The sequence below is a fragment of the Pedobacter steynii genome (genome assembly GCF_001721645.1).
Lineage (GTDB): Bacteria > Bacteroidota > Bacteroidia > Sphingobacteriales > Sphingobacteriaceae > Pedobacter > Pedobacter steynii_A.
The window spans coordinates 2531586-2555723 of the sequence record NZ_CP017141.1; the positions used below are offsets into that span (position 1 = coordinate 2531586).

The following is a 24138-nucleotide window of genomic DNA, read 5'->3' on the forward strand; positions in this document are numbered from 1 at the left end:
GTTAGCTTGAAGGAAGGAATAAGCAATTATTCAGTCCGTAGAGATAACAACAAATCAAAAAAAGCATTTCCATAGGCGCAAAAGGCTATGGAGAGAAGAAAGTAATTAAGAGCACACAGGGGATGCCTTGGCTCTCAGAGGCGATGAAGGACGTGATAAGCTGCGATAAGCTTCGGGTATTAGCAAATATGAATTAATCCGAAGATTTCCGAATGGGGAAACCTGGCTAGTTGAAGACTAGTCGTACAATGTACGCAAACCTGCCGAACTGAAACATCTAAGTAAGCAGAGGAAGAGAAAATAATAATGATTTCCTAAGTAGTGGCGAGCGAAAGGGAAAGAGCCCAAACCACTTATGTTACGGCATATGTGGGGTTGTAGGACTACGATGTGGTATACTAAAATGAAGTGGAACAGGATGGGAAGCCTGGCAATATAGCGTGAGAGCCGCGTACACGTAAGTAATAGTAACCTAGTAGTATCCTGAGTACCGCGAGGTCGGAGACGCCTTGTGGGAATCTGCCGGCACCATCCGGTAAGGCTAAATACTCCTGAGAGACCGATAGTGAACCAGTACCGTGAGGGAAAGGTGAAAAGAACCCCGAACAGGGGAGTGAAATAGAACCTGAAACTGTGTGCTTACAAGCGGTCGGAGCGTCCAGGTGGCGTGACGGCGTGCCTTTTGCATAATGAGCCTACGAGTTACTCTTCTCTGGCAAGGTTAAGTGTTTAAGACACGCAGCCGAAGCGAAAGCGAGTCTGAATAGGGCGTATAGTCAGGGGAGGTAGACGCGAAACCTTGTGATCTACCCATGGACAGGTTGAAGGTGCGGTAACACGTACTGGAGGACCGAACCGATAAACGTTGAAAAGTTTCCGGATGATCTGTGGGTAGGGGTGAAAGGCTAATCAAACTGGGAAATAGCTCGTACTCCCCGAAATGTTTTTAGGAACAGCGTGGTGGTAAAGTTATATAGAGGTAGAGCTACTGATTGGGTGCGGGGGAGTCAAATCCTACCAAATCCAGACAAACTCCGAATGCTATATAATATACACTGCAGTGAGGCCCGGGGTGCTAAGGTCACGGGCCGAGAGGGAAAGAACCCAGACCATCAGCTAAGGTCCCCAAGTTATAGTTAAGTTGAACTAACGAGGTCCGATTGCATAGACAGCTAGGATGTTGGCTTGGAAGCAGCCATTCATTTAAAGAGTGCGTAACAGCTCACTAGTCGAGCGATCGGGCATGGATAATAAACGGGCATTAAACTATACACCGAAGCTATGGGTAATATTAATATTACGGTAGGGGAGCATTCCAGCGGCAGCGAAGTTATGACGTAAGTTGTGGTGGAGCTTCTGGAAAAGCAAATGTAGGCATAAGTAACGATAAGGCGGGAGAGAAACCCGCCCACCGAAAGGATAAGGTTTCCTGATCAACGCTAATCGGATCAGGGTTAGTCGGGGCCTAAGGAGAACCCGAAGGGGATATTCGATGGACAACTGGTTAATATTCCAGTACTTTTTATAACTGCGATGTGGGGACGGAGTAGTGACACTGCCGCGATCTGACGGAATAGATCGTTAAAGGGCGTAGGTATTAGGACTGTAGGTAAATCCGCAGATCTAGCTGAAACCCGATAGTACTGCAAACCTTCGGGGGCGTAGATAGCGCAGGTAATCAGACTTCCAAGAAAAACCGCTAAGCTTCAGGTTATAAAAACCCGTACCGCAAACCGACACAGGTATCCGGGAAGAGAATTCTAAGGTGCTCGAGTGAATCATGGCTAAGGAACTCGGCAAAATGGCCCTGTAACTTCGGGAGAAGGGGCGCTGACAGCAATGTCAGCCGCAGTGAAAAGGCCCAGGCGACTGTTTAACAAAAACACATGGCTTTGCAAAATCGAAAGATGAAGTATAAGGCCTGACACCTGCCCGGTGCTGGAAGGTTAAGAGGGGATGTTAGTCGCAAGGCGAAGCATTGAATCGAAGCCCCAGTAAACGGCGGCCGTAACTATAACGGTCCTAAGGTAGCGAAATTCCTTGTCGGGTAAGTTCCGACCTGCACGAATGGTGTAACGATCTGGGCGCTGTCTCAGCCATGAGCTCGGTGAAATTGTGGTCCCGGTGAAGACGCCGGGTACCCGCAACGGGACGGAAAGACCCCATGCACCTTCACTACAATTTAACATTGACATTGGATACAGGATGTGTAGGATAGGTGGGAGACTATGAAGTGGCATCGCTAGGTGTTGTGGAGTCAACGTTGAAATACCACCCTTTCTGTATTCGGTGTCTAACCCCACTCAGTGGGGGACATTGTTTGATGGGTAGTTTGACTGGGGTGGTCGCCTCCAAAAAGGTAACGGAGGCTTTCAAAGGTAAGCTCAATACGCTTGGTAACCGTATGAGGAGTGCAATAGCATAAGCTTGCTTGACTGTGAGGCAGACAAGCCGAGCAGGGTCGAAAGACGGATATAGTGATCCGGTGGTTCTGCATGGAAGGGCCATCGCTCAAAGGATAAAAGGTACGCTGGGGATAACAGGCTGATCTCCCCCAAGAGCTCATATCGACGGGGAGGTTTGGCACCTCGATGTCGGCTCGTCACATCCTGGGGCTGGAGAAGGTCCCAAGGGTTCGGCTGTTCGCCGATTAAAGTGGCACGCGAGCTGGGTTCAGAACGTCGCGAGACAGTTCGGTCCCTATCTGTTGTGGGCGTAGGAATTTTGAGTGGGGCTGACCTTAGTACGAGAGGACCGGGTTGGACTAACCTCTAGTGAATCTGTTGTTCCGCCAGGGGCATTGCAGAGTAGCTACGTTGGGAATAGATAAGCGCTGAAAGCATCTAAGTGCGAAACTAGCCACGAGATGAGAATTCCATATAGGACCGTAGCAGACTACTACGTTGATAGGTTACAGATGTAAAGGTGGTGACATCAAAGTCGAGTAATACTAATAATCCGAAGCTTTCAAGAGCAATAAACTGTTGTTTGTTCTTCCTAACTTAACTTCTTTCAATAATATGTCACTGTTTGATGGTGAGCTGCAATAGCAGATACACTGATAAAAGATCAGACAATAAAAATATTTAGGTGCCTATATCGGTGGTGTCTACCTCTTCCCATTCCGAACAGAGAAGTCAAGCCCACCAGAGCCGATGGTACTGCGGTAACACGTGGGAGAGTAGGTCGGTGCCAAATCTTAAAGTAAGCCTGTAGTAATACTACAGGCTTTTCTTGTTTAAAAGGGTTTTTCTCAACCGCCGCATTTTATCCTCATAATTATCTGCTGATTTCCCCATACTCCCTTATATTTGGGTGTCCCTAAAACTTAGCTTATGATTGCAATAATAAATGGTCAGTTTTATAATGAAGATACACTGGTTAACGGTCAGACAATATTTATTGAAGACGGAAAGATTAACCGAATCACAGATGAGCGCGTTCCATCAGGATATGAAATCGTTGACGCGGCTGGTGATTACATCGGTGCGGCTTTTATAGACCTACAGATTTACGGAAGCGGAGGAAACCTTTTTTCGGCTTATCCTACCGCTGCTACCTTAAAGCAGATGGATGAAGACCTTTTATCTAAAGGCACAACTGGATTTTTAGCTTGTGTGGCAACGAATAGTCCGGAAATAGTCTACCAGTGTCTTGACGCCGCAAAAGAGTACCGAAAGGAGGCTAAGGGCTTTTTGGGCCTGCATCTTGAAGGTCCCTATATTAATGCGAAACGTAAAGGAGCACATGTGGAAGAATATATTTATAAAGCTTCCCTGGAAGAAGTGAAACGCTTGTTGGATTATGGAGAGGGCACAATAAAAATGATGACGATAGCAGCAGAGCTTCAGGATGAAGAGGTGATCAACTATTTATTGGATGAGGGAATTGTATTGTCCCTCGGCCATAGTGATGCTGATTTTTCAGAAGCTACAGCGGCATATGACAGTGGATTTAAAACTACAACACATCTGTTTAATGCGATGCCTTCTATTCATCACAGAGCTCCTAATTTGCCTGTGGCCGTATTTAGCCATCCTACAGCTATGGCCAGCATCATAGCCGACGGCACACATGTAGACTTAGAGATGGTGAAGATGACTTATAAGGTGATGAAAGACAGGCTGTTTTTAATCACAGATGCTGTAACGGAATGCGGAATCGGACCTTATCAACACCAGTTAAAGGGAAATAAATTTGTTACTCCTGATGGGACACTTTCCGGCTCAAACATCACCCTGTTACAGGCTGTTCAGAATTGCGTTCAGTATTGTGATATCAGCCTCTCACAGGCGCTGCGTCTGGCTTCAACCAATCCCGCAAGATTAATGGGCTTAGCGGAGAATAAGGGTGCTTTAAGTATTGGTAAGGATGCTGATTTGTTGTTTTTATCTCCGGAACTGAAGCTGACTAAAGTTTTTGTAAAGGGTTTACACATTTGAGTCCTGATTAATTAAAACAAATAGTTATTTTTGGAGTCATGAAGTATAAACGGATCCTGCTAAAATTAAGTGGCGAATCGCTAATGGGCGATAAACAATATGGTATTGACAATGAGCGCGTAAGGCAATATGCTGAAGACATTAAAGCTGTACATAGCGAAGGCCTTGAAATAGCAATAGTTATTGGAGGTGGTAATATTTTTAGAGGCTTGAGTGCTGAAAAGTCTGGCATGGACCGTGCACAAGCTGATTATATGGGAATGCTGGCCACAGTGATCAACAGTATGGCATTACAGGATGCGCTGGAGAAAGTGGGTCTGAAAACCCGTTTATTGACGGCGATTAAAATGGAACAAATTTGTGAGCCATTTATTCGTAGAAGAGCGGTGCGTCACCTGGAAAAAGGTCGTGTGGTGATTTTTGGAGCCGGTACCGGTAATCCTTACTTTACAACGGATTCTGCAGCTGCATTAAGAGCGATTGAGATTAAAGCAGATGTGGTATTGAAAGGAACCCGTGTAGATGGAATTTATACTGCAGATCCGGAAAAAGATCCGACAGCAACAAAATACAACAAGATTTCATTCAAAGAAGTTTATGATAAAGGATTAAACGTAATGGATATGACCGCCTTCACTTTATGTGAGGAAAACGAACTTCCTATTATTGTTTTTGATATGAATAAAACAGGTAATTTCATGAAAATTGCTAAAGGGGAAGAGATTGGTACCCTTGTTAAAGGCTGATTCTAATAAATTTTATATTTTTGGTTAAATTTTACAAAACATGAATGACCTCATAAAGAAACAATTACAAGATGCTCAGGCAAACATGGACAAGGCAATTGACCATTGTGAAGCTGAATTGACAAAAATCCGTGCTGGAAAAGCTTCTGCAGGGATGTTAGATGGCATCTTTGTAGATTATTATGGTAGTGCTACTGCTTTATCCCAGGTAGCAAGTATCAATACACCGGATGCACGTACTTTACTTGTTCAGCCTTGGGAAAAGAACATGTTGGTGCCAATTGAACGTGCGATCATGGAAGCTAATATCGGAATCAATCCTCAAAATGATGGAATTGTAATCCGGTTAGTTGTACCTCCACTGACTGAAGAGCGCAGAAAGGATCTGGTTAAAAAAGTTAAAGAGGAAGCAGAACGTGGTAAAATAACTGTTCGTAACATCCGTAAAGATGCCAACGAAAAAATTAAAAGATTAAAAGGCGAAAGCGTTTCCGATGATGAAATCAAAACCGGAGAAGCTGAAGTTCAAAAAATAACAGATGCATATATTATCAAAGTTGATAAGCATGCTGAATTGAAAGAGAAAGATATCATGACCGTTTAGGTCTGATTTATAATTTACTTGTAATTTAAAGGGAATGAGCTTTATGCTTCATTCCCTTTATTTATTTTTGGCTAGATTTAACTAAATGAAATTACTACTTCAATATTTGCAACGCCATAAATGGATCGTTGCACTGGCGCTGTTATTGGCCGCTATTAACATTGGTTTTTCCTTATTAGACCCCTATATCACCGGAAGGATTGTCGATGAGTTCATCCAAAAGAAAGATGTCTTAGACAGAAGTGCTTTTGTGTGGGGAGTACTTGGGCTGATCGGACTTAGTGTCGGAGCCGCTATGGTTTCCCGGATTGCCAAAAATTTTCAGGATTATTTTACGAGTATCATCGTTCAGAAGGTTGGGGCACGCATGTATGCCGATGGATTAAAGCACTCGCTGGAATTGCCTTATCAGGTATTTGAAGACCAGAGAAGTGGGGAAACACTCGGGATTCTTCAAAAGGTACGTCTGGATTCAGAAAAATTTATCACTTCTTTCATCAGTATTCTTTTTGTGAGTCTGATCGGGATGGTCTTTGTAATTGTCTATTCGGTTACAGTAAGCTATAAGGTGACATTGGTTTATTTTTCCGCCATTCCAATCATCAGTTTCGTAAGCTGGTTCCTGAGTAAAAAGATAAAAACCATTCAAAAAACTATTGTAGCAGAAACAACTGCTCTGGCAGGTTCTACTACAGAATCGTTAAGAAATATTGAATTGGTAAAAAGTCTGGGACTGGCCAATCAGGAGATCGAAAGGTTGAATAAAACCACCTATAAAATTTTAGGCCTTGAATTGAGGAAAGTTAAATATGTAAGGAGTATGAGTTTTGTACAAGGAACAACAGTTAATTTCGTTCGGAGTACGATGGTAGTGGTTTTGCTGATTCTGATTTTTGAGAATACCATTTCAGCAGGTCAGTACTTTTCTTTTCTCTTTTACTCCTTTTTTCTTTTTGGCCCTTTGCAGGAACTTGGTAATGTAATCTTGTCCTGGCGTGAAGCAGAAGTTTCTTTAGGGAACTTCAAAAAGATCCTGAGTACTCCGATTGATCAGAAACCATTAAATCCCGTGAAGCTGGATAAAATTACAAAATTGGCATTTTCAGATGTGAATTTCAGACACCTTACAGGTAAGCACAATGCTTTAAATGATATTAATTTCCACACGTATAACGGAGAAACAATTGCCTTCGTAGGCCCATCAGGATCAGGAAAAACAACCCTGGTTAAGTTGTTGGTCGGATTGTATCAGCCGATGGAGGGTGATGTGCTCTATAATGATACTTCCAGTAAAGAGATTGATCTGGACCTGCTTAGAGAAAAGATTGGTTTTGTAACACAGGATACACAATTATTCTCCGGAACAATCAGAGAAAACCTACAGTTTGTTCGTCCTGACGCAACAGATGACGAATGCTTAAGGGTGATGCAGCAGGCTGCCTGTAATAACCTACTGGCAAGAGCCGATAAAGGATTGGATACCGTGATTGGAGAAGGAGGGGTAAAAGTATCAGGAGGAGAGAAACAAAGATTGTCTATAGCAAGAGCATTGCTCCGTAGACCAGATATTCTGGTATTTGATGAAGCAACATCTTCTCTGGATTCTCTGACAGAAGAAGAGATCACAGCTACGATCCGTGACATTTCGGTACAGACTAACCACATCACCATATTAATTGCGCACAGGCTTTCTACAATTCGTCATGCTGATCGCATTTATGTCTTAGAGAAGGGCCATATCATTGAGCAAGGTAAGCATGAAGACTTATTGGCAGAAAATGGGTTATACTATGCGATGTGGAGACAACAGGTTGGGGAACGGAAAGACAACTAATAAGATTTTCAGGTTTGCTGATCGTTGATTTCCTGTAAGGTTAATTTCATTAAACCTTTTGTTTTGAGGTAAGTGATCCCTGCAACCAGAATAGTCATGCTTCCACCAAAAACAACGGCTGGAACTGTTCTCATCAGTTTCGCCGTAAGCCCTGATTCAAAGGCTCCGATCTCATTAGAGGAGCCAATAAACATACTGTTCACTGCAGAGACCCTGCCACGCATTTCATCTGGTGTGAGCAGCTGCATAATTGTAGAACGAATGATCACACTAATGCTGTCAAAGGCGCCCTCCATAAATAAAAACAGGAGGGTAAGGTAGAAGTTTTTAGAAAGGCCGTAACAGATGATACTTGTTCCAAATCCGGTAACTGCAATGAGCAGGTTTCTCCATGGTTTATTCATTGGAGAAAAGCGGGTCATGACCAACATTGTGATTACTGCCCCACTGGAAGCGGCTGCACGCATAAAACCGAGTCCTTCAGAACCAACTTTAAGGATATCATTCGCAAATACGGGAAGTAGGGCTACGGCTCCTCCGAAGAATACGGAGAATAAATCCAGGCTCATTGCACCTAACATCATCTTATTTTTAAATACAAAATGAACACCTTCAGTCAGACTCTTTACAATACTTTCTTTAGGAATGTAAGTTGGTGGATGGGGCTTTAAAAAGAAGATGCAAACTAAAGCAATGGCAATAAAAAAGAGAATCACACAATAGGTTGCCGTAATTCCGTAAAAACCGTAGATCAGTCCTCCTGTAGCTGGTCCAAGGATAGAGGCAGCCTGCCAGCTTGAGCTGTTCCAGGTACTGGAGTTAGGATAGAGTTTCTTAGGAACAATCTGTGCCATCAGGGAGAAGGTTGCCGGACTGAAAAAACCTCTGGCAATCCCAATTCCAAAAACCATCAGATACATGATGGGAACAATATAGCTTACCGGAACATAGGCATGCATCTGGCTGGTGGTGACGACTAGCATGATCAGGGAGCAGAGGAATACTCCTGCAAATACTTTGAGTAACAATCCTCTTTTTTCTGATTTATCCGCTACATAACCTCCATATAAGGCAATGGAGATCGCAGGAATAGCCTCACAAAGACCAACTAAGCCCAATGCTAATGGATCCTTTGTTAAATGATAGATATGAAAACCAATGATGACTGCCTGCATCTGATAAGCAAACGTAAAAAAGAAACGCATTCCAAGGTAAGACCGGAATTCCGGATATCGGAGGGCAGCGTAAGGATCTGGTTTTTCTATGATACCGGGACTATCCAAGAGAAAATGATTTTGAACAAATGTAGGTGTTAGGATACCAAATCTGAAATGTAAATCAGATGTTTCCCATAATTATTTTGCTAAGTTCTGCGGCCTTGTTTACGATCATGAAATGTCCTCCTCCAGGAATTTTTATATAATCTTTAATCGGCTTTGTGGGAAAGATTCGATCCGAAGTTCCATGAATATGAATGATATTTTTTTGAGGATCCGGATTTTTCCAGGTCATTAGACGATCTATAGCCCAACGCAGAAAATTGCTATCTGTGTCTTTGATGATTTGATGCAAAAGCTCCGACTCTTTAGCAGATGAAGTACTAAAATAATAGTCGGCGGTAAGGGTGTTACTCCATTTTAAGAATTTGGCAGGAAATAACCGGTAGATTTTGCTGGACGATACAAGCGATAATTGCCAGCTAAACTCCAGTGTAGACTTAATACTGGAAATGATAATTACTTTTTGGCAGTCAATGATTTTTGATATTTCCTGTGCAATGATTCCTCCGAATGAAATTCCGACAAGTACAATTTGCTGCGTTAAATCAATCTGCGCAGTTAAGCGGTTTACGTAGGATGCCAACGATTCCTGATTGACGGGGATAATCCACTTGATATAAATCCTCTCCACTCCAGGCAGATCTAAAAATTGGAAAACCCTTTCATCAGCACCTAATCCACTTATAAAGTATACTTTCATAATTTTATCAGGTTAAATTGCTGCTGATGAAAAGAAGGTTTTTATTTTAACTGATCATAGAAGTCGAGATAGGCCGCTCTCATATCTTCCGCCTGATTGATCGCTGCTGATACCGCAATTCCAAAAATTCCTGTAGCCATCAATGGATCTACATCGCTTAAGGTAACTCCACCTACTGCGAGCACTGGTAGGTCAATGGATTTTTCTTTCAATACCTGCATGGCGGTTTGATACCCTGTTATGCCGAGAAGAGGTGCATTGTTCGGTTTTGTAGTAGTAGTATAAAAAGGGCCGAATCCTGCATAATCTACTCCTTCTGCGGCAATTCTGATCAGTCCGTTCAATGTGTTTGAAGAACCACCAATGGTAATTGCTTCTCCTAGCTGCTCACGGATTTTTATAAAATCAGCATCCATGTCTTCGATATGAAATCCTTGAATATCGGCTTTGCCATTCAAATGAATGTGGTCTGTGACTATCAGGGTGGCTCCCCAATCGTCACAGATTTCAGCGATGGCATTGATATCTTCCAGAAGCTCTTCGTCATTTTTAGTCAGACAACGGTATTGTATCCATTTTGCACCGGCATGGCAAGCAATCTGAGCTTGTTCTATATGAGTATGTTGGGGAATGTCGTGTGTTATAAAGTGGAGTTTTTCAATGAATTTCTTCATGTATATTAAAATTTCAAATTTAACGAAAGTAAAAAATTAGTTCCGGCTTGTGTGAAATAAAAATTTTGTTTGGTGATATCTCCCATATAAGCATAGCTATAGGTATACCCGTTGCTCTCATATTTTTTGTTCAATATGTTGTTCACCAAGAGTCCAAGGTTGATATTTTTGATTCCTTTAATTTGGAAATCATACCCAAGCCTGGCGTTGTTTACCCAGTAAGCCTTTAGCATTTTGTTTTCACTTTGTGTATTGTCCATATATTGCTTACTGATGTATTTGCTTTGCAGGGCAGCAGCAAAGCCTTTAAATGGTTTGTACACCAGTTCTCCTGAAACCACAGCGGCAGGAGAAAAAGAGATATCAGGATTTGAATAGGTATTGACGATTAAACTGGTGCTTTCGTCTTCTTCAGTATTGGCGATATAATCTACATAGTTTTTAATTTTATTTCTGCTGAAAGCTGCATTTGCATTTATTGCGAATTTCGAACTGATTACATAAGCCCCATCCAGTTCGACGCCTATCCGGTAACTTTTGTCTACATTCTGGCGGTAAGCATCTGCATATTCATTGATTTCTCCGGTGAAGATCAGCTGATCTTTATAGAACATCCCGTATACATTTACACCGACATTGAAGGTGTTGTCATTAAAACGATAACCTGCTTCCACATTATTCAAACGTTCAGTTTTAGGCGAAGGAAGTCCTTTTTTCAGATTGGTAAAATCATCACGGTTAGGTTCTTTATTGGCTACACTAAATGAGGTATAAATATTACTTTGTTGATTCAGGAAGTAGGTTGCCCCAACTTTAGGATTGAAGAAATTATAGTTGTTGCTAAAGTTAATTGGTTCCAGGTTTTTATCGGTACCGCTGATATCATAGCTGACTGTTCGATATTGCAGATCAGCAAACAGGCTAAGCTGATCAATTGGGCTATAGTTGACTTTGAAATAGGTGTTGAAGTCATTTTTGTTTCCTTTGCCATCATAATAATGATCAGTATTGCTCAGACCTATAGGGAATTTAGACCAGATTACCTGTCCGAAATGCTTACCTCTATACTCATTGTAAGCCCCGCCAAGAGTGAAGTTTAAATTAGATTGAGGTTGATAATTGAATGCATAAGTAAGTCCGTAAAAATTATTATCCAGCCAACGGCGGCGAATGAGGTCAGTACGGTCTTTTAGTTCTCCATCCACGATTACTCCTGGTTGTTTGTACTTTTTGTACTTGTCTTTTAACTTGAATTCTTCAAAGTATCCTTTACCATCTGTATAATGCAATGCTCCATTAAACGAAAATTGTTCATTAAACTGTTTGGCATAGATGGCCTGGTAATGGTTTTGTGTATAGTTGTCCGTCTGGTCTTTATAAGTAAAAGGATTATACGTTCTGTTTCCTGAATTGAGTAAATTTTCCAGTTCTTCCGGTTTAAGACCTTCATTAGCTGCGTAGTCTTTCATTCCCTGTATATCTCCTTTTAATCTTGACTCTGGAATACCGCTCCAGGCCTGATAGGTCTTTTCTGTTCCGGAGAAGACATTTAGCCTTAGCAGCTCGTTTTTTCCGTGATAAGCACCGGAAAGAAAATAGGATTTTAAGGTAGAGGCAGCACGGTCAATATACCCATCGGATTTTACACGGGATAATCTGCCGTCAAAACTCCATTTATTATCAATCAGGCCAGTTCCTACTTTGACGGTGTTTTTAAGCGTATTGAAAGACCCGAATGTATTGTTAAGTTCTGCATAGGCTTTTTCCGAAGGAGCAAGGGTCTGGATATTTAAGCTTCCGCCAAAAGCGCCGGCCCCATTGGTTGAGGTTCCTACGCCTCGCTGAATTTGAACATTTTCTATTGAAGAGGCGAAATCAGGCATGTTTACCCAAAAGATACCCTGACTCTCACTATCGTTATAAGGAATACCGTTGATCGTTACGTTGATTCTGCTGGCATCGCTTCCCCGGATCCGGATACCGGTATAACCTACACCGGCGCCTGCATCTGAAGTGACCACTACTCCTGGAGTATTGTTTAAAATAAAAGGAAGGTCTTGTCCAAAGTTGTTCTGCTGAATTTCCTCTCTGTTTAGATTCCTATAAGTAGTAGCTGATTTTTCATTAGCTCTGGTGGCCCTTACAATGACTTCATCAGCCAGAAATGCAGAAGGGCTTAAACTGAAATTCACAATCTGGTCTGCACTGAGCTCTATTTTTTTTTCGATCGTCTGATAGCCAACAAAGCTCACTACTAATGTATAATTACCGGCTTTAAGATTCGTTAATTGGTATTTACCTTCTGCGTTAGCAGTAGCTCCGGTGGATTTTTCCTTTAAACGCATAGATGCTCCGGGTAATACCTGATTTGATTTTTCGGATACTGATCCGGAAATACTGAACTGTGCCTTCACTAAAACTGGCAACAGTAACATAGCTAATGCTATGGTCATTAATCTTTTCAATTCTTTGATTTTTAGTTAAACCACTGTAAGTAAGGGGTACTTACAGCCCAGTTAAACTCCATAACTCCAATCCCTCCGCCGGCATTATCCGGATCAGGTGCATATATCTGTTTACAGATATAATGGGTATGCTCTCAGCCTGTTTTCGTGTTTTTTACAAAACAAGGCACCCCTTTTTGATGAAACAAAGGTATTGATAAAAATTGAATAGCAAGGAAATGGCTTACGTTATGGCTTTTCCAGGAATAATTGTACGGCTTCTATAGCATTCTTTAGTCTTTCTTCTTGTCCGCTGATCAGCACATAGTTTGCATTCAGGTTCAGTAATTCCTGATGCCATATTTGCATAAAATGTTCTCTTTTGTGAGGAAAATCACGCAATGGATCTTCCTGCCATGGGAGGTCAATGTCCATCAGAAGATAGAGATCATACGTATAGTTTGGCAAGGCGTCCAGTACCATTCTTGGTGTCTCCCCGAAGACTTCATCGCTCCAGATCTTCACTGTAATGAAAGTCGTATCACAAAAGATCAGCTCTTTTTCTGCGATGGCAAGAATAGATTCCTCCAGTGCAAGCTGTCCGTGAAACATATTGATTTCGTCTTGTAGGGTACAGGGATCGGTTAGCGCAGCGCAATAATACCTTGCGTATTCAGGGACCCAAAGGGTTTTGTAATGCTTAGCCAGCTGTTGTGTAATAGTCGATTTTCCGGTGCTCTCAGGTCCGACGATAGCAATTTTCTTAATTTGTTTGTTCACGGTAGGTTTTCCTCCAGTCTAAATAGCCTTTGATGGCGATCGCCACCAGGAAGGCATAAAAAACAGCACTTAAATTTAGATTTTTGTAGATGTATAATGGAATATAACAAAGATCAACAATGATCCAGAGTATCCAGTTTTGAAGAATTTTTCTGGTCAGCATCAACTGCGCTACAAAGCTTAATGCGGTACAAAAACCATCTTCGTAAGGAACGTTTGTGTCGGTGTACTTATCCAGATAAAGACCTAATACCGCGGATAGGATCAGCACGGATCCACCTGCAATCCACCAACCTTTTAGGGATAAGTTAGTGATAGGTTTATCATCACTTGCTTTGTTATTGATCCAAAAATACCAGCCATAAAAAGCACTGCAAAGGAAATAAAACTGTAGGGCCATATCACCGTACATTTTTGCATCATAGAATACCCAGGCATAGGCAACGACACTAATAATAGAAATCGGCCAGCTGAGTACATTTTCCTTTGTGGCCAGATAAATGCAAATAAACCCGGAAATGACGCCAAGCCATTCCTGCCATGAGGTATGCTTAAACTGATCGACGATCAATTGAAAAAAAGAAGCTTCGAGAAGTAACATGAACCAAATGTAGTTATCCTAAAATAAACGCACATAAAAAATCCGGCAGAAATCATTTTTCTGCCGGATCATAAACCAAACAAACTATTTATGAAGATTACCCTCTTAACAGAGGATTTTTTTATACTATTTTGTTGTTTTTGGAGAAGTGCTGAAGCTTAATGAAACTCTTACACTTACATCTGTAGTGGTGGTGTCTCTCAACACATATTCCATTCTTATGCGCAGGCTGGTTCCTTTGACATAGTTATCAAGAAAACGCGAATTGTCTATATCTAGTACCAGTCCGGAGCCAATATTTTCCTGAACGTCGTTTCTTGACGCCACCATGACTTCTGCTCCTTTGTCGTTGGCTACAAATAGCCTTACAGACTTAAACATTCCAAGGCTTTTGTTGGATGGGTTGCTTGCATCCAGTTTAGCTGAGGCAATTCTGACTTCCTTTACATAATCGGTCCCATTTTGATTTCCAAAAACCTGATCAAAGCTGGTTGCTGCAGAGTTTGCTGAAATTATTGTGTTGCTTTTAGAGGATGCAGGAATAACTACTGTTGCGGTATAAGGGAAAGTCGATTTGATCAGCGATTGCACTGTGGCGCATCCAGCCAATAAAACTACAATAGCAAGTAATGCTGGAAATAACTTTTTCATTAGTGGGCTTGTTGTTCTCATTTGTGATGGTGTATTTTGTTTTGAATGAAAGCTGATGCAGCTTATAACGGTATAGAAACTGCAAATGTTGTTCCAATTTATAATTAATGGATGTTTGTCGTTTATTTTGACAAGGATCTGTGGTATGCTATTTTGCAAATGAAAAAAGAAAGTATATTTTTAAAAACATATTCAGGTCCTGTTTGTATTAGAGAATGGAAACATTTAATAAACATTAAGGTTAAACTAAAATTGATCAGGATGAAAAAAGCGAGTTTAAATTTCATAGCAGTATTAGGGCTTTCATTAGGTTTATTAGCATTTACTACCATCAGAGAAGGTGGAATTCAAGGGAAGGTCAGTCCTGTAGAAGGCGCATCTCAGGTATTGGCTGTTGCCGGAAGAGATACATTAAGAGCAGCGGTAAATAATGGAAGTTTCGTATTTAGCAAGGTTAAAGCAGGAACTTATACCGTTTTGGTAAAGGCAAATGTCCCTTATAAAGATGCGACTGTGGAGAACGTAGCAGTGACAGATAGTGCCACTACGGATGTTGGAGAGATAAAATTGCTCCAATAATTTAAAGATGATAAATAAAAGGGCTGTCGGTTAATTCTGACAGCCCTTTTTTATTTGAACTGTTTTTTTAAAAATAGCTGATTTTTAATGTTCAAAAACGTAACTTTGCATCCCGACAGAAGAGTCGGGAATTTCCATACTTACCAGCACAGAAAATCTCAAGACTATTCTGGTCTTTTAGAACGCATTTTTTACCAATTTCACTTATATAACTTTAGACTTTTTAAAGCCTTATGCCTAAAGACACCTCCATACGCTCAGTATTAATTATCGGATCGGGACCTATTATCATTGGTCAAGCCTGTGAGTTTGATTATTCAGGATCTCAAGCTGCCTTATCCTTAAAGGAAGAGGGGATTGAAGTTTCGATCATCAACTCTAATCCTGCAACCATCATGACCGACAAGGTGATTGGGGATCATGTTTATCTTTGGCCTTTAACGGTGGACTCCATTGAGCAGATTTTAATAGAACGTAAAATCGATGCAGTTTTGCCTACTATGGGCGGACAAACCGCTTTAAACCTTTGTAAAGAGGCAGAAGAGCGCGGTGTCTGGGAAAAGCATGGAGTAAAGGTAATCGGGGTAGACGTTGCCGCGATTGAGAAAACGGAGAACAGAGAAGCTTTCCGCCAGTTAATGATCGACATAGGTGTTGGCGTAGCTCCTTCCAAAATTGCAAACTCTTTCCTTGAAGGTAAAGAAGCAGCTCAGCAAATCGGTTATCCATTAGTGATTCGCCCTTCATACACTTTAGGTGGTTCGGGCGGGGGCTTTGTGCATAAAAAAGAAGAATTTGACCATGCTTTACAACGCGGACTTGAAGCTTCTCCTACGCATGAGGTTTTGGTAGAGAAAGCTGTATTGGGTTGGAAAGAATATGAGCTGGAATTGCTTAGAGATAGCAATGATAATGTGATTATCATTTGTTCTATTGAAAACTTTGATCCAATGGGTATCCATACGGGAGATTCTATCACTGTAGCACCGGCAATGACTTTATCTGACCGTTGCTATCAGGAAATGCGTAACCAGGCCATCAAAATGATGCGTGCTATTGGTAACTTCGCAGGAGGCTGTAATGTTCAGTTCTCCGTGAATCCTGATAATGATGATATTATCGCTATCGAGATCAACCCAAGGGTATCCCGCTCTTCGGCATTAGCCAGTAAGGCAACAGGGTATCCAATCGCAAAAATCGCTGCTAAGTTGGCGATTGGTTATAACCTCGATGAGATTGAGAATCAAATTACAAAAACAACTTCCGCTTACTTCGAGCCTACTTTAGATTATGTAATCGTAAAAGTACCACGTTGGAACTTTGATAAATTCAAAGGTGCAAATATGGAACTTGGATTGCAGATGAAATCTGTAGGTGAGGTGATGGCTATCGGTAGAAGTTTTATCGAGGCATTACAGAAAGCTTGTCAGAGTTTAGAAATTGGCAGAGCTGGATTAGGTGCAGATGGTAAACATAACAGAAGCATTGAAGACATTATGAACGGACTCGAGCATCCAAGCTGGAACCGTCTGTTCTTAATTAAAGATGCCATGAGCATGGGCGTTCCATTGGAATCTATTCGCAAAGTAACCAAAATTGATAAATGGTTCCTTGCACAGATCCAGGAGCTGGTTCATCTGGAAACGGAATTGAAAAGATATTCTCTGAATAATATTCCAAGAGAGTTCTTCTTTACGCTGAAACAAAAAGGATTCTCTGATATTCAGATTGCTTACCTGCTTGGTAACGTAACGGAGGATGAGGTATATGAGCGTAGAAAATCACTGGATATCCGACGCGTATATAAAATGGTAGACACCTGTGCTGCTGAATTTGCTGCACAGACTCCATATTACTATTCTACATTTGAGGAAGAGAATGAATCAACCCCATCTGATAGGAAAAAGATCATCGTATTGGGTTCAGGACCTAACCGTATCGGGCAGGGGATTGAATTTGATTATTCTTGTGTACATGGTTTACTTGCTGCAAAAGAAAGTGGCTATGAGGCAATTATGATCAACTGTAATCCTGAAACCGTATCGACAGATTTTAATATGGCTAATAAGTTATATTTTGAGCCGGTATTCTGGGAGCACGTCCGTGAAATCATTGAACTGGAGAAACCAGAAGGCGTAATCGTTCAATTGGGTGGACAGACAGCTTTGAAGATGGCTGAGAAACTTCAGGAGAATGGAATTAAAATTATTGGTACTTCTTATAACGACATGGATGTTGCAGAAGACAGGGGACGTTTCTCTGATCTTTTGAAAGAACTGGAGATCCCTTATCCAAAGTATGGTGTTGCAGAAAATGCTGAAGAAGCAATCGTGGTGGCTAACGAAGTTGGATACCCGGTATTGGTAAGACCAAGTTATGTATTGGGTGGACAGGGAATGAGCATTGTCATCAATGACGAGGATCTGGAGAAGGCGGTGGTTAAATTATTAGGTGACCTTCCTGGAAACAGGGTTTTAATTGATCATTTCCTGGACAGAGCTGAGGAAACGGAATCAGATTCAATCTGTGACGGAGAGGATGTGCATATCATTGGATTGATGGAGCATATCGAACCTGCCGGAATTCACTCCGGAGATTCAAGTGCAGTATTGCCTCCTTTCAGTTTATCTGAGAAGGTAAAAAATGATATGGAGATCTACTCGAAAAAAATAGCGAAGGCATTAAATGTAATTGGACTATTGAATATCCAATTCGCGGTGAAGGACGAGAAAGTTTATGTGATTGAAGCAAACCCAAGAGCATCCAGGACTGTTCCTTTCATTGCGAAGGCTTATGATGTTCCATACATTAATATTGCAGCAAAAGTGATGCTGGGTGTAAACAAACTGAAAGACTTCACCATAGTAAGAAAGCTGGAAGGTTATGCGATTAAAGAACCGGTATTCTCTTTTGATAAATTCCCTGAGGTAGCTAAAGAGCTGGGCCCGGAAATGAAATCTACTGGAGAAGCCATCAGGTTTATTAAAAACCTGGAAGATCCCTACTTCAGAAAATTATATAAAGACAAATCGATGTATTTGTCGAAATAAAATAAAAAAGTCCCGTAAGGGACTTTTTTATTTTGAAAAGGTTTTGTTTTAAAATGCGGTGCCTGTGAGTTTCTTAGTTTTTGCCCCAGATCCGGGTGTTTAAATCAAGTTCTGTGATAATGGCGTACATGAACTGAACTAGTTCAATATCTTTTTGAAGCAGGGCTTCATCCATCAGACTCTTAGAGAAAGGCGGTTCAAAGTAGTTTCCGCTTAATGGGAAGGCGATGAATACCAGATTGCCGGTAAAGGACAGACTAATGGTTTCTTTAGAGCGATTATTGAGTTCACAAATTCTTTCCATCATGGAAGAAGTTAAAATATAACGGGCTTCTACCTGGTCGTCAGAATAAGTAACAAAATTCTTATCGAAATCTGGATTTTCCAGTTTGACTACTTCTCCGGAGGAAAATATAGGAAGGGCAGTTGAAATCCAGGCGCCAAAAACAGCGCTAAAATCCTTAGGTCTGACCATAGTGGTCCCGTTAAAATTTTTATTGAAGTCAGCAGAGAAAACAATGCCTTTCAATATGTCATGCCAATCAACACGCTGACCATTCTTTGTCTGAGTAACTGTTTTGTATTCTGCATGCACCTCTGAAAAACTGAATTTTGTTTTTCCTGCGACACCATAAACCTGGTCCTCGCTATGGTACCGGTCTGGTGTCTTACTAAACAAGCGGGACGAGATGAATGTCTGCTCAGATAAAGCTTGTGTGGAATCAATCTGAAGACTTTCATCTATAGTTTTTAAAGCATGTGTAACCAGAGCATATTTATAAGAATGCCTGTATTGTATTTCTCTGGGGCCGGCTTTACTGATCATCACGAAGCCATAGATGACGATAGCAATACCTGATAGTATAACGGGAATGAGAACGTCGAATACGATGCCAAGAATGAAAATCAGGACACCGATGCCAAGGATGGTGTAATTTTTAATTTTCAGGCCGTAAATTTCCTTACGTAAAGCTTCCAGTTCTGTTAAAATCTGCCGTCTGGAAGCATCATCTGTAATGGAAGAGGTCATTAATTATTGAAAAGCTCTTTGGCGCTGATGTTTTTTCTTTCTTCTTCGGTGTTTGCCAGGACTGTAATTTGCTGGTAGTTCATCATTCCGGCAAAAATGCTTCCTGGAAACATCATGATGGCATTATTATAATCGGTAACCGAGGAATTATAAGCCCGTCTTGACGCAGCGATTTGTTCTTCACTTTCTGTCCAGGTACTTTGAAGATTTAAAAAATTCTGATTCGCTTTTAAATCCGGATAGTTTTCAATATTTATCATCAGGCCTTTGACTGCTGAGCTGAGTTGTTTGTCTATCTCGAGCTTTTCCTCATTACTGATGTTCGGGCTTGTGCTGCGACTTCTCAGTTCAACTATCTTTGTGAGTACACCTTCTTCATATTGCATGTATTGTTTTACCGTTTCGATCAGGTTTGGCAACAAATCGAATCGCTTTTTTAACATCACGTCTATTGCCGAAAAAGCATTATTAACCTGATTTTTTTTAGCGATCAGCGAGTTATAGATAGAGATTCCCAAAAGAATAAGAACGACAAGAATGATAGCGCCTATAATCATGTTGTTTGTGTTTAAGATTATTCCTAGATGTATAATTTTAATGGTTTAGTTCAGGATAACTACTCCTTTTGCCTCAAATGCCAGTTCTTTTTTTGGCTCAGTAATTTTTGCGACTTCTTCTGCGGATTTGTGTGCGTCTTCTGCATAGTGACGTAAAGTTTCTACTGAGATCGTTTGTTTTTTAGCAATGCCGTCAAGAGCAACTTTTTTTCCTACAACGTCCATAGGCATGAAAAATGCATAATCTTTAAAGGTGATACGAATTGATTCTCCTGAGGGTGTTTTTAATGTCATCCAGCATCCCTTCTTTTTACAGACTTCCACAACTTCTCCGGTAACTTTCATTTCAGCTGTTTTCTTATCACCCATTGCAGATTCCATTTTCTCTATAGGAAGAAGGTTTCCGGCTGCGACACCCTGTCCAAATGATTTACCGCTCGGAGCAGGGGTTTCCTGTGCGACAGCACAAATTGATAAAGCGCAGAAGGTTATGCTTAGTAATGTTATTTTTATCATGATAGTTTTCATTTTCACAGTGATTTAACATTGATAATTGACTCTCTGTTTAACTAATCAGAACAAATGCCCTGGTTTCGGTTTTAGAACAGGGTAACCCTATGGGTTTCTTGTCTTTATAAATGTATAAAATATTTAAAATATATTCAGGAAAGGAAAAAGATAATAAATAAAAAATCCTCGTTACCTAACGATAACGAGGATAATCATCCCTATTGTTTGTTAATTCATAAATGATTAACGCTAATTATATGGCAACTAATAGGCCAATTTTAAAAAACGCACTCATCGAATTGTAACTGTCTAATATTCAGGTGTATTTAAAAATTGTTAATTTTACATGAAAAAATTAAGTGGGGAAAATAATCCTCAATATGTGGAAACAGATCATTTGTTTCCACATATTTCCCATTTTTGGCATGGGTGAATTATCCAAATAGCAAAGAGAAAACATCTTCTATTTTGCTAACCGGACTAAGTTCAATCTTATAACGATCGGTAATGAGGCCCTTCATATTATAGTTGGAAATGAAAATCCGTTCAAAGCCAAGTTTTTCAGCTTCGGAGATTCGTTGCTCAATTCTGTTCACGGCTCTGATCTCTCCTGATAACCCCACTTCTGCAGCAAAGCATATTTTGGAAGAGATAAATATATCTTCATGGGAGGAGATGATGGCGACTAGAATTGCAAGATCTATAGCCGGGTCTTCTACCTTGATCCCACCAGCAATGTTTAAAAAAACATCCCTTGTACTTAATCTGAATCCACATCTTTTTTCGAGTACGGCCAGGAGCATATTCATCCTTTTTGTATCAAAGCCATTAGCTGAGCGTTGTGGAGTTCCGTATGCGGCAGTGCTGACCAGGGCTTGCGTTTCTATTAGCATAGGTCTGGCGCCCTCTAATGTGGCTGAAATGGCAATTCCACTTAGCTCCTCATCCCGCTGTGAAAGCAGGATTTCTGAAGGGTTGGAAACCTGTCTCAGTCCGCTGCTGTGCATGGCATAAATGCCGAGTTCGGCAGCTGCTCCAAATCTGTTTTTTATAGAACGGAGAATCCGGTAAACATGATGACGGTCTCCTTCGAATTGTAAAACGGTATCAACCATATGCTCCAGAATTTTTGGTCCAGCAATGGTTCCGTCTTTTGTGATATGGCCGATTAAAAATACGGGAGTATCTGTTTCTTTGGCAAACCTAAGGAGTTCTGCAGTGCATTCCCTAACCTGAGATACGCTGCCAGGAGTGGAATCAATGTGCGCCGAATGTAAAGTTTGTATAGAATCTACAATCAGTAAATCGGGTTCCAGCTCTTCAATCTGTTTGAATATGTTTTGTGTGGAAGTTTCGGTGAGAATATAGCAATCTGCTGTAGGTGATGAGGTGATGCGCTCGGCCCTCATTTTAATCTGTTGCTCGCTCTCTTCTCCGGAGATATACAGGATTTTTTTTCCTGATATGTTCAAAGCGAGCTGAAGCATTAAGGTTGATTTCCCGATCCCGGGTTCGCCGCCGATAAGGATTACCGATCCGGCAACCAAACCGCCACCCAATACTCTGTCAAGTTCCAAATCGCCGGTAAGTACTCTTTCTTCTGTAATGGAAGGAATGTTATTCACTTTATTTGGCTTGTTTACACGGCTTGTTCCGGTAGTGGTTTTCCAGGCCGGAACCTTTGATCCTGCTTTTTCTATTACTTCTTCTACAAAGGTATTCCAGGAGTTACATGAAGGGCATTTACCGAGCCATTTCGCTGATTCATAACCGCAACTCTGACAAAAATATGCTGATTTCGTTTTAGCCAATTGATAGAGGTTTTAGTGAATTACGAATTTAGGTTTAATTCTATAAAAATGAGGATTAAAAACAGCCCTAAAGCAAAACAGGCCTGATCTGAAAAGAGCAGGCCTGTTAAAAGACATTCAACCGTGATTATAATTTAATCTCTTCGTCTTTAGAAGAAATAAAATGGAATTCCGTTAGATTATACGATGGAACAGCTCTGATTTTGATTCTTTGACCGAATTTAAAGAACCACTTCCATTGTAAAGATATGAACCCTTTTTTGATGTAAGCCTCAATATAAGGGTGTACACAAAGTGTAATATTTTTTTCGTTTTGCTCCTGCAAAATATAGTTCAGATTGTTTTCGATATCATCCATCAAAACAATACTGGCCTTAATTTCACCCGTACCATCACAGGTTGGGCATTTTTCACTGGTGACAATGTTCATCTCCGGTCTTACACGCTGACGGGTGATTTGAACAAGGCCAAACTTACTTGGAGGAAGAATGGTATGCTTGGCACGGTCCAAGAGCATTAGTTCCTTTAGGTAGTCGAATAACATTTTACGGTTAACTGGTTTGTGCATATCGATAAAATCGATGACCACAATTCCTCCCATATCACGTAGACGCAGTTGTCTTGCGATTTCTTTTGCGGCTTCTTTATTCACCTGAAGCGCATTTTCTTCCTGATTTTCTTTGCTGGCTGTTCTGTTTCCGCTATTCACGTCAACAACATGCAACGCTTCAGTGTGTTCTACCACCAGGTAAGCACCTCCAGCGAGGTTTACAGTTTTTCCAAAAGCATTTTTAATTTGCTTTTCAATACCGAAATGCTCAAAGATAGGCTCTTTATGTTTGTAGATCTTGACGATCTTTTCCATCTCCGGAGAGATTTCATGCACATAAGAACGAATGTCTTCAAAAAGGTTACCGTCGTTCACATAAACATTAGTGAAGTCAGTACTTAAAATATCACGGATCAGCGTAGAAGTGCGGTCCATCTCTCCCCAAACACGCTTGGAAGGCTCTGCATCGGGTAACTTTTTAATAAAGTTTTCCCATTTGGCTACAGAGTCCAAAAGGTCTTTTTGAAGTTCAGCTACACCTTTGCCTTCAGAAACCGTTCTAATGATCACTCCAAAATTCTTAGGCTTGATACTTTCGATAATCTTTTTTAAACGATTACGTTCAGTATTGCTTTTAATCTTTTTGGAAATCGAAATGACATTAGAGAAGGGAACCAATACAATATAGCGTCCTGCTATAGATAGGTCAGAGCTTAAACGTGGCCCCTTTGTTGAAATTGGTTCTTTGGCGATTTGAACTGGCAGCACTAGATTCTTGCTCACCACTTCAGAGATCTTTCCGGCTTTGTTAATATCTCCTTCTAGCTTGAAATTATCTAATAAAGTTCCGCTAACAGAGCCGTTACGCTTGATTTTAGTAAGCTTTATCAAAGATTGTACTTGTGGACCAAGGTCGAAATAATGCAAAAAAGCATCCTTTTCGTAACCTACATCAACGAACGCAGCATTTAGGCCCGGCATAATTTTCTTTATACGGCCTAAATAAATATCGCCTACGGCGTAATTGTTATTGATGTGTTCCTTATGAAGTTCTACAAGTTGTTTGTCTTCAACTAAAGCTATGGTTACTCCCGAGGGAGATGAATCTATAATTAGTTCCTTTACCAAAAGCTACAGATTTTAAGGCTTAAAGCCTTATTAACACATGGACAATAAAAAACATTGCTACCAACAATTAAGGCTACGATTAAATCCTAGCCTTAGTTGTTTAGCAAAACATGAAGAAAACTATTTTTTCTTATGTCTGTTTTTTCTTAAACGTTTTTTACGTTTGT

The 24138-nt window shown here is 40.8% G+C and carries 18 protein-coding genes, 2 rRNA genes and 1 riboswitch; of the genes, 8 read left to right on the forward strand and 12 right to left on the reverse strand.

The window, feature by feature from the left end; all coding sequences use genetic code 11:
* Positions 1-95 precede the first annotated feature (95 nt).
* The 6 genes from BFS30_RS10465 (at position 96) to BFS30_RS10490 (ending at position 7626) form a co-directional block, all read left to right on the forward strand.
* Positions 96-2973, forward strand: a 23S ribosomal RNA gene (locus BFS30_RS10465).
* A gap of 113 nt (positions 2974-3086) precedes the next feature.
* A 5S ribosomal RNA gene (rrf, locus tag BFS30_RS10470) occupies positions 3087-3198 on the forward strand.
* Positions 3199-3335: 137 nt separating this feature from the next.
* Complete coding sequence (nagA, locus tag BFS30_RS10475; RefSeq protein ID WP_069379243.1) at positions 3336-4442, forward strand: N-acetylglucosamine-6-phosphate deacetylase; 1107 nt, start codon at positions 3336-3338, stop codon at positions 4440-4442.
* 38 nt (positions 4443-4480) lie between these two features.
* On the forward strand, positions 4481-5188 hold the full coding sequence (pyrH, locus tag BFS30_RS10480; protein WP_069379244.1) for a UMP kinase: 708 nt from the start codon (positions 4481-4483) through the stop codon (positions 5186-5188).
* A 40-nt stretch (positions 5189-5228) separates the two neighbouring features.
* On the forward strand, positions 5229-5792 hold the full coding sequence (gene frr / locus BFS30_RS10485; protein WP_069379245.1) for a ribosome recycling factor: 564 nt from the start codon (positions 5229-5231) through the stop codon (positions 5790-5792).
* An 85-nt stretch (positions 5793-5877) separates the two neighbouring features.
* Positions 5878-7626, forward strand: a complete 1749-nt coding sequence (locus tag BFS30_RS10490) for an ABC transporter ATP-binding protein (RefSeq protein ID WP_069379246.1) — start codon at positions 5878-5880, stop codon at positions 7624-7626.
* 8 nt (positions 7627-7634) lie between these two features.
* Here BFS30_RS10490 and BFS30_RS10495 read toward each other — a convergent pair whose 3' ends face one another.
* The 7 genes from BFS30_RS10495 to BFS30_RS10525 all read right to left on the reverse strand — a co-directional run bounded on the left by BFS30_RS10495 (position 7635) and on the right by BFS30_RS10525 (position 14756).
* Positions 7635-8909 (reverse strand): MFS transporter, encoded by a 1275-nt coding sequence (locus BFS30_RS10495; protein ID WP_069379247.1) that lies wholly within the window; start codon positions 8907-8909, stop codon positions 7635-7637.
* 55 nt (positions 8910-8964) lie between these two features.
* Positions 8965-9606 carry an alpha/beta hydrolase gene (locus BFS30_RS10500; RefSeq protein WP_069379248.1) on the reverse strand — a complete coding sequence of 214 codons (642 nt, stop codon included), beginning with the start codon at positions 9604-9606 and terminating at the stop codon, positions 8965-8967.
* 41 nt (positions 9607-9647) lie between these two features.
* Positions 9648-10280: a thiamine phosphate synthase gene (locus tag BFS30_RS10505; RefSeq protein ID WP_069379249.1), complete on the reverse strand. Its 633-nt coding sequence runs from the start codon at positions 10278-10280 to the stop codon at positions 9648-9650.
* A gap of 5 nt (positions 10281-10285) precedes the next feature.
* Entirely contained in the window at positions 10286-12733 is a 2448-nt protein-coding gene (locus BFS30_RS10510; RefSeq protein ID WP_069379250.1) for a TonB-dependent receptor, read from the reverse strand.
* Positions 12734-12798: 65 nt separating this feature from the next.
* A riboswitch (TPP riboswitch) is annotated at positions 12799-12930 on the reverse strand.
* Positions 12931-12973: 43 nt separating this feature from the next.
* Entirely contained in the window at positions 12974-13504 is a 531-nt protein-coding gene (locus tag BFS30_RS10515; protein WP_069379251.1) for an AAA family ATPase, read from the reverse strand.
* The gene (gene pnuC, locus BFS30_RS10520) at positions 13488-14105 is read right to left on the reverse strand and encodes a nicotinamide riboside transporter PnuC (RefSeq protein ID WP_069379252.1); all 618 of its coding nucleotides are present in this window, start codon (positions 14103-14105) and stop codon (positions 13488-13490) included. The genes BFS30_RS10515 and pnuC overlap by 17 nt, the downstream gene beginning before the upstream one ends.
* Before the next feature lie 126 nt (positions 14106-14231).
* Positions 14232-14756 carry a hypothetical protein gene (locus BFS30_RS10525; protein WP_157262904.1) on the reverse strand — a complete coding sequence of 175 codons (525 nt, stop codon included), beginning with the start codon at positions 14754-14756 and terminating at the stop codon, positions 14232-14234.
* A 261-nt stretch (positions 14757-15017) separates the two neighbouring features.
* Here BFS30_RS10525 and BFS30_RS10530 point away from each other — a divergent pair, with 261 nt between their 5' ends.
* Both BFS30_RS10530 and carB read left to right on the forward strand, forming a co-directional pair.
* Positions 15018-15335, forward strand: a complete 318-nt coding sequence (locus BFS30_RS10530) for a carboxypeptidase-like regulatory domain-containing protein (RefSeq protein WP_069382381.1) — start codon at positions 15018-15020, stop codon at positions 15333-15335.
* Positions 15336-15568: 233 nt separating this feature from the next.
* Positions 15569-18385: a carbamoyl-phosphate synthase large subunit gene (gene carB / locus BFS30_RS10535; RefSeq protein WP_069379254.1), complete on the forward strand. Its 2817-nt coding sequence runs from the start codon at positions 15569-15571 to the stop codon at positions 18383-18385.
* Between the two features lie 73 nt (positions 18386-18458).
* On the opposite strand, the gene BFS30_RS10540 is transcribed toward carB, so the two are convergent.
* From BFS30_RS10540 to BFS30_RS10560, 5 genes are all read right to left on the reverse strand, one after another.
* Positions 18459-19415: a DUF3137 domain-containing protein gene (locus BFS30_RS10540; protein WP_069379255.1), complete on the reverse strand. Its 957-nt coding sequence runs from the start codon at positions 19413-19415 to the stop codon at positions 18459-18461.
* Complete coding sequence (locus BFS30_RS10545; protein WP_069379256.1) at positions 19415-19972, reverse strand: LemA family protein; 558 nt, start codon at positions 19970-19972, stop codon at positions 19415-19417. The genes BFS30_RS10540 and BFS30_RS10545 overlap by 1 nt, the downstream gene beginning before the upstream one ends.
* A 45-nt stretch (positions 19973-20017) precedes the next feature.
* A complete protein-coding gene (locus BFS30_RS10550) occupies positions 20018-20500 on the reverse strand; it encodes a DUF4920 domain-containing protein (protein WP_069379257.1) in 483 nt (160 codons plus the stop codon).
* A gap of 416 nt (positions 20501-20916) precedes the next feature.
* Positions 20917-22293, reverse strand: coding sequence for a DNA repair protein RadA (gene radA, locus BFS30_RS10555; protein WP_069379258.1), 1377 nt, complete (start codon positions 22291-22293; stop codon positions 20917-20919).
* Positions 22294-22420: 127 nt separating this feature from the next.
* The gene (locus tag BFS30_RS10560) at positions 22421-23971 is read right to left on the reverse strand and encodes an Rne/Rng family ribonuclease (protein WP_069379259.1); all 1551 of its coding nucleotides are present in this window, start codon (positions 23969-23971) and stop codon (positions 22421-22423) included.
* Positions 23972-24138 lie beyond the last annotated feature (167 nt).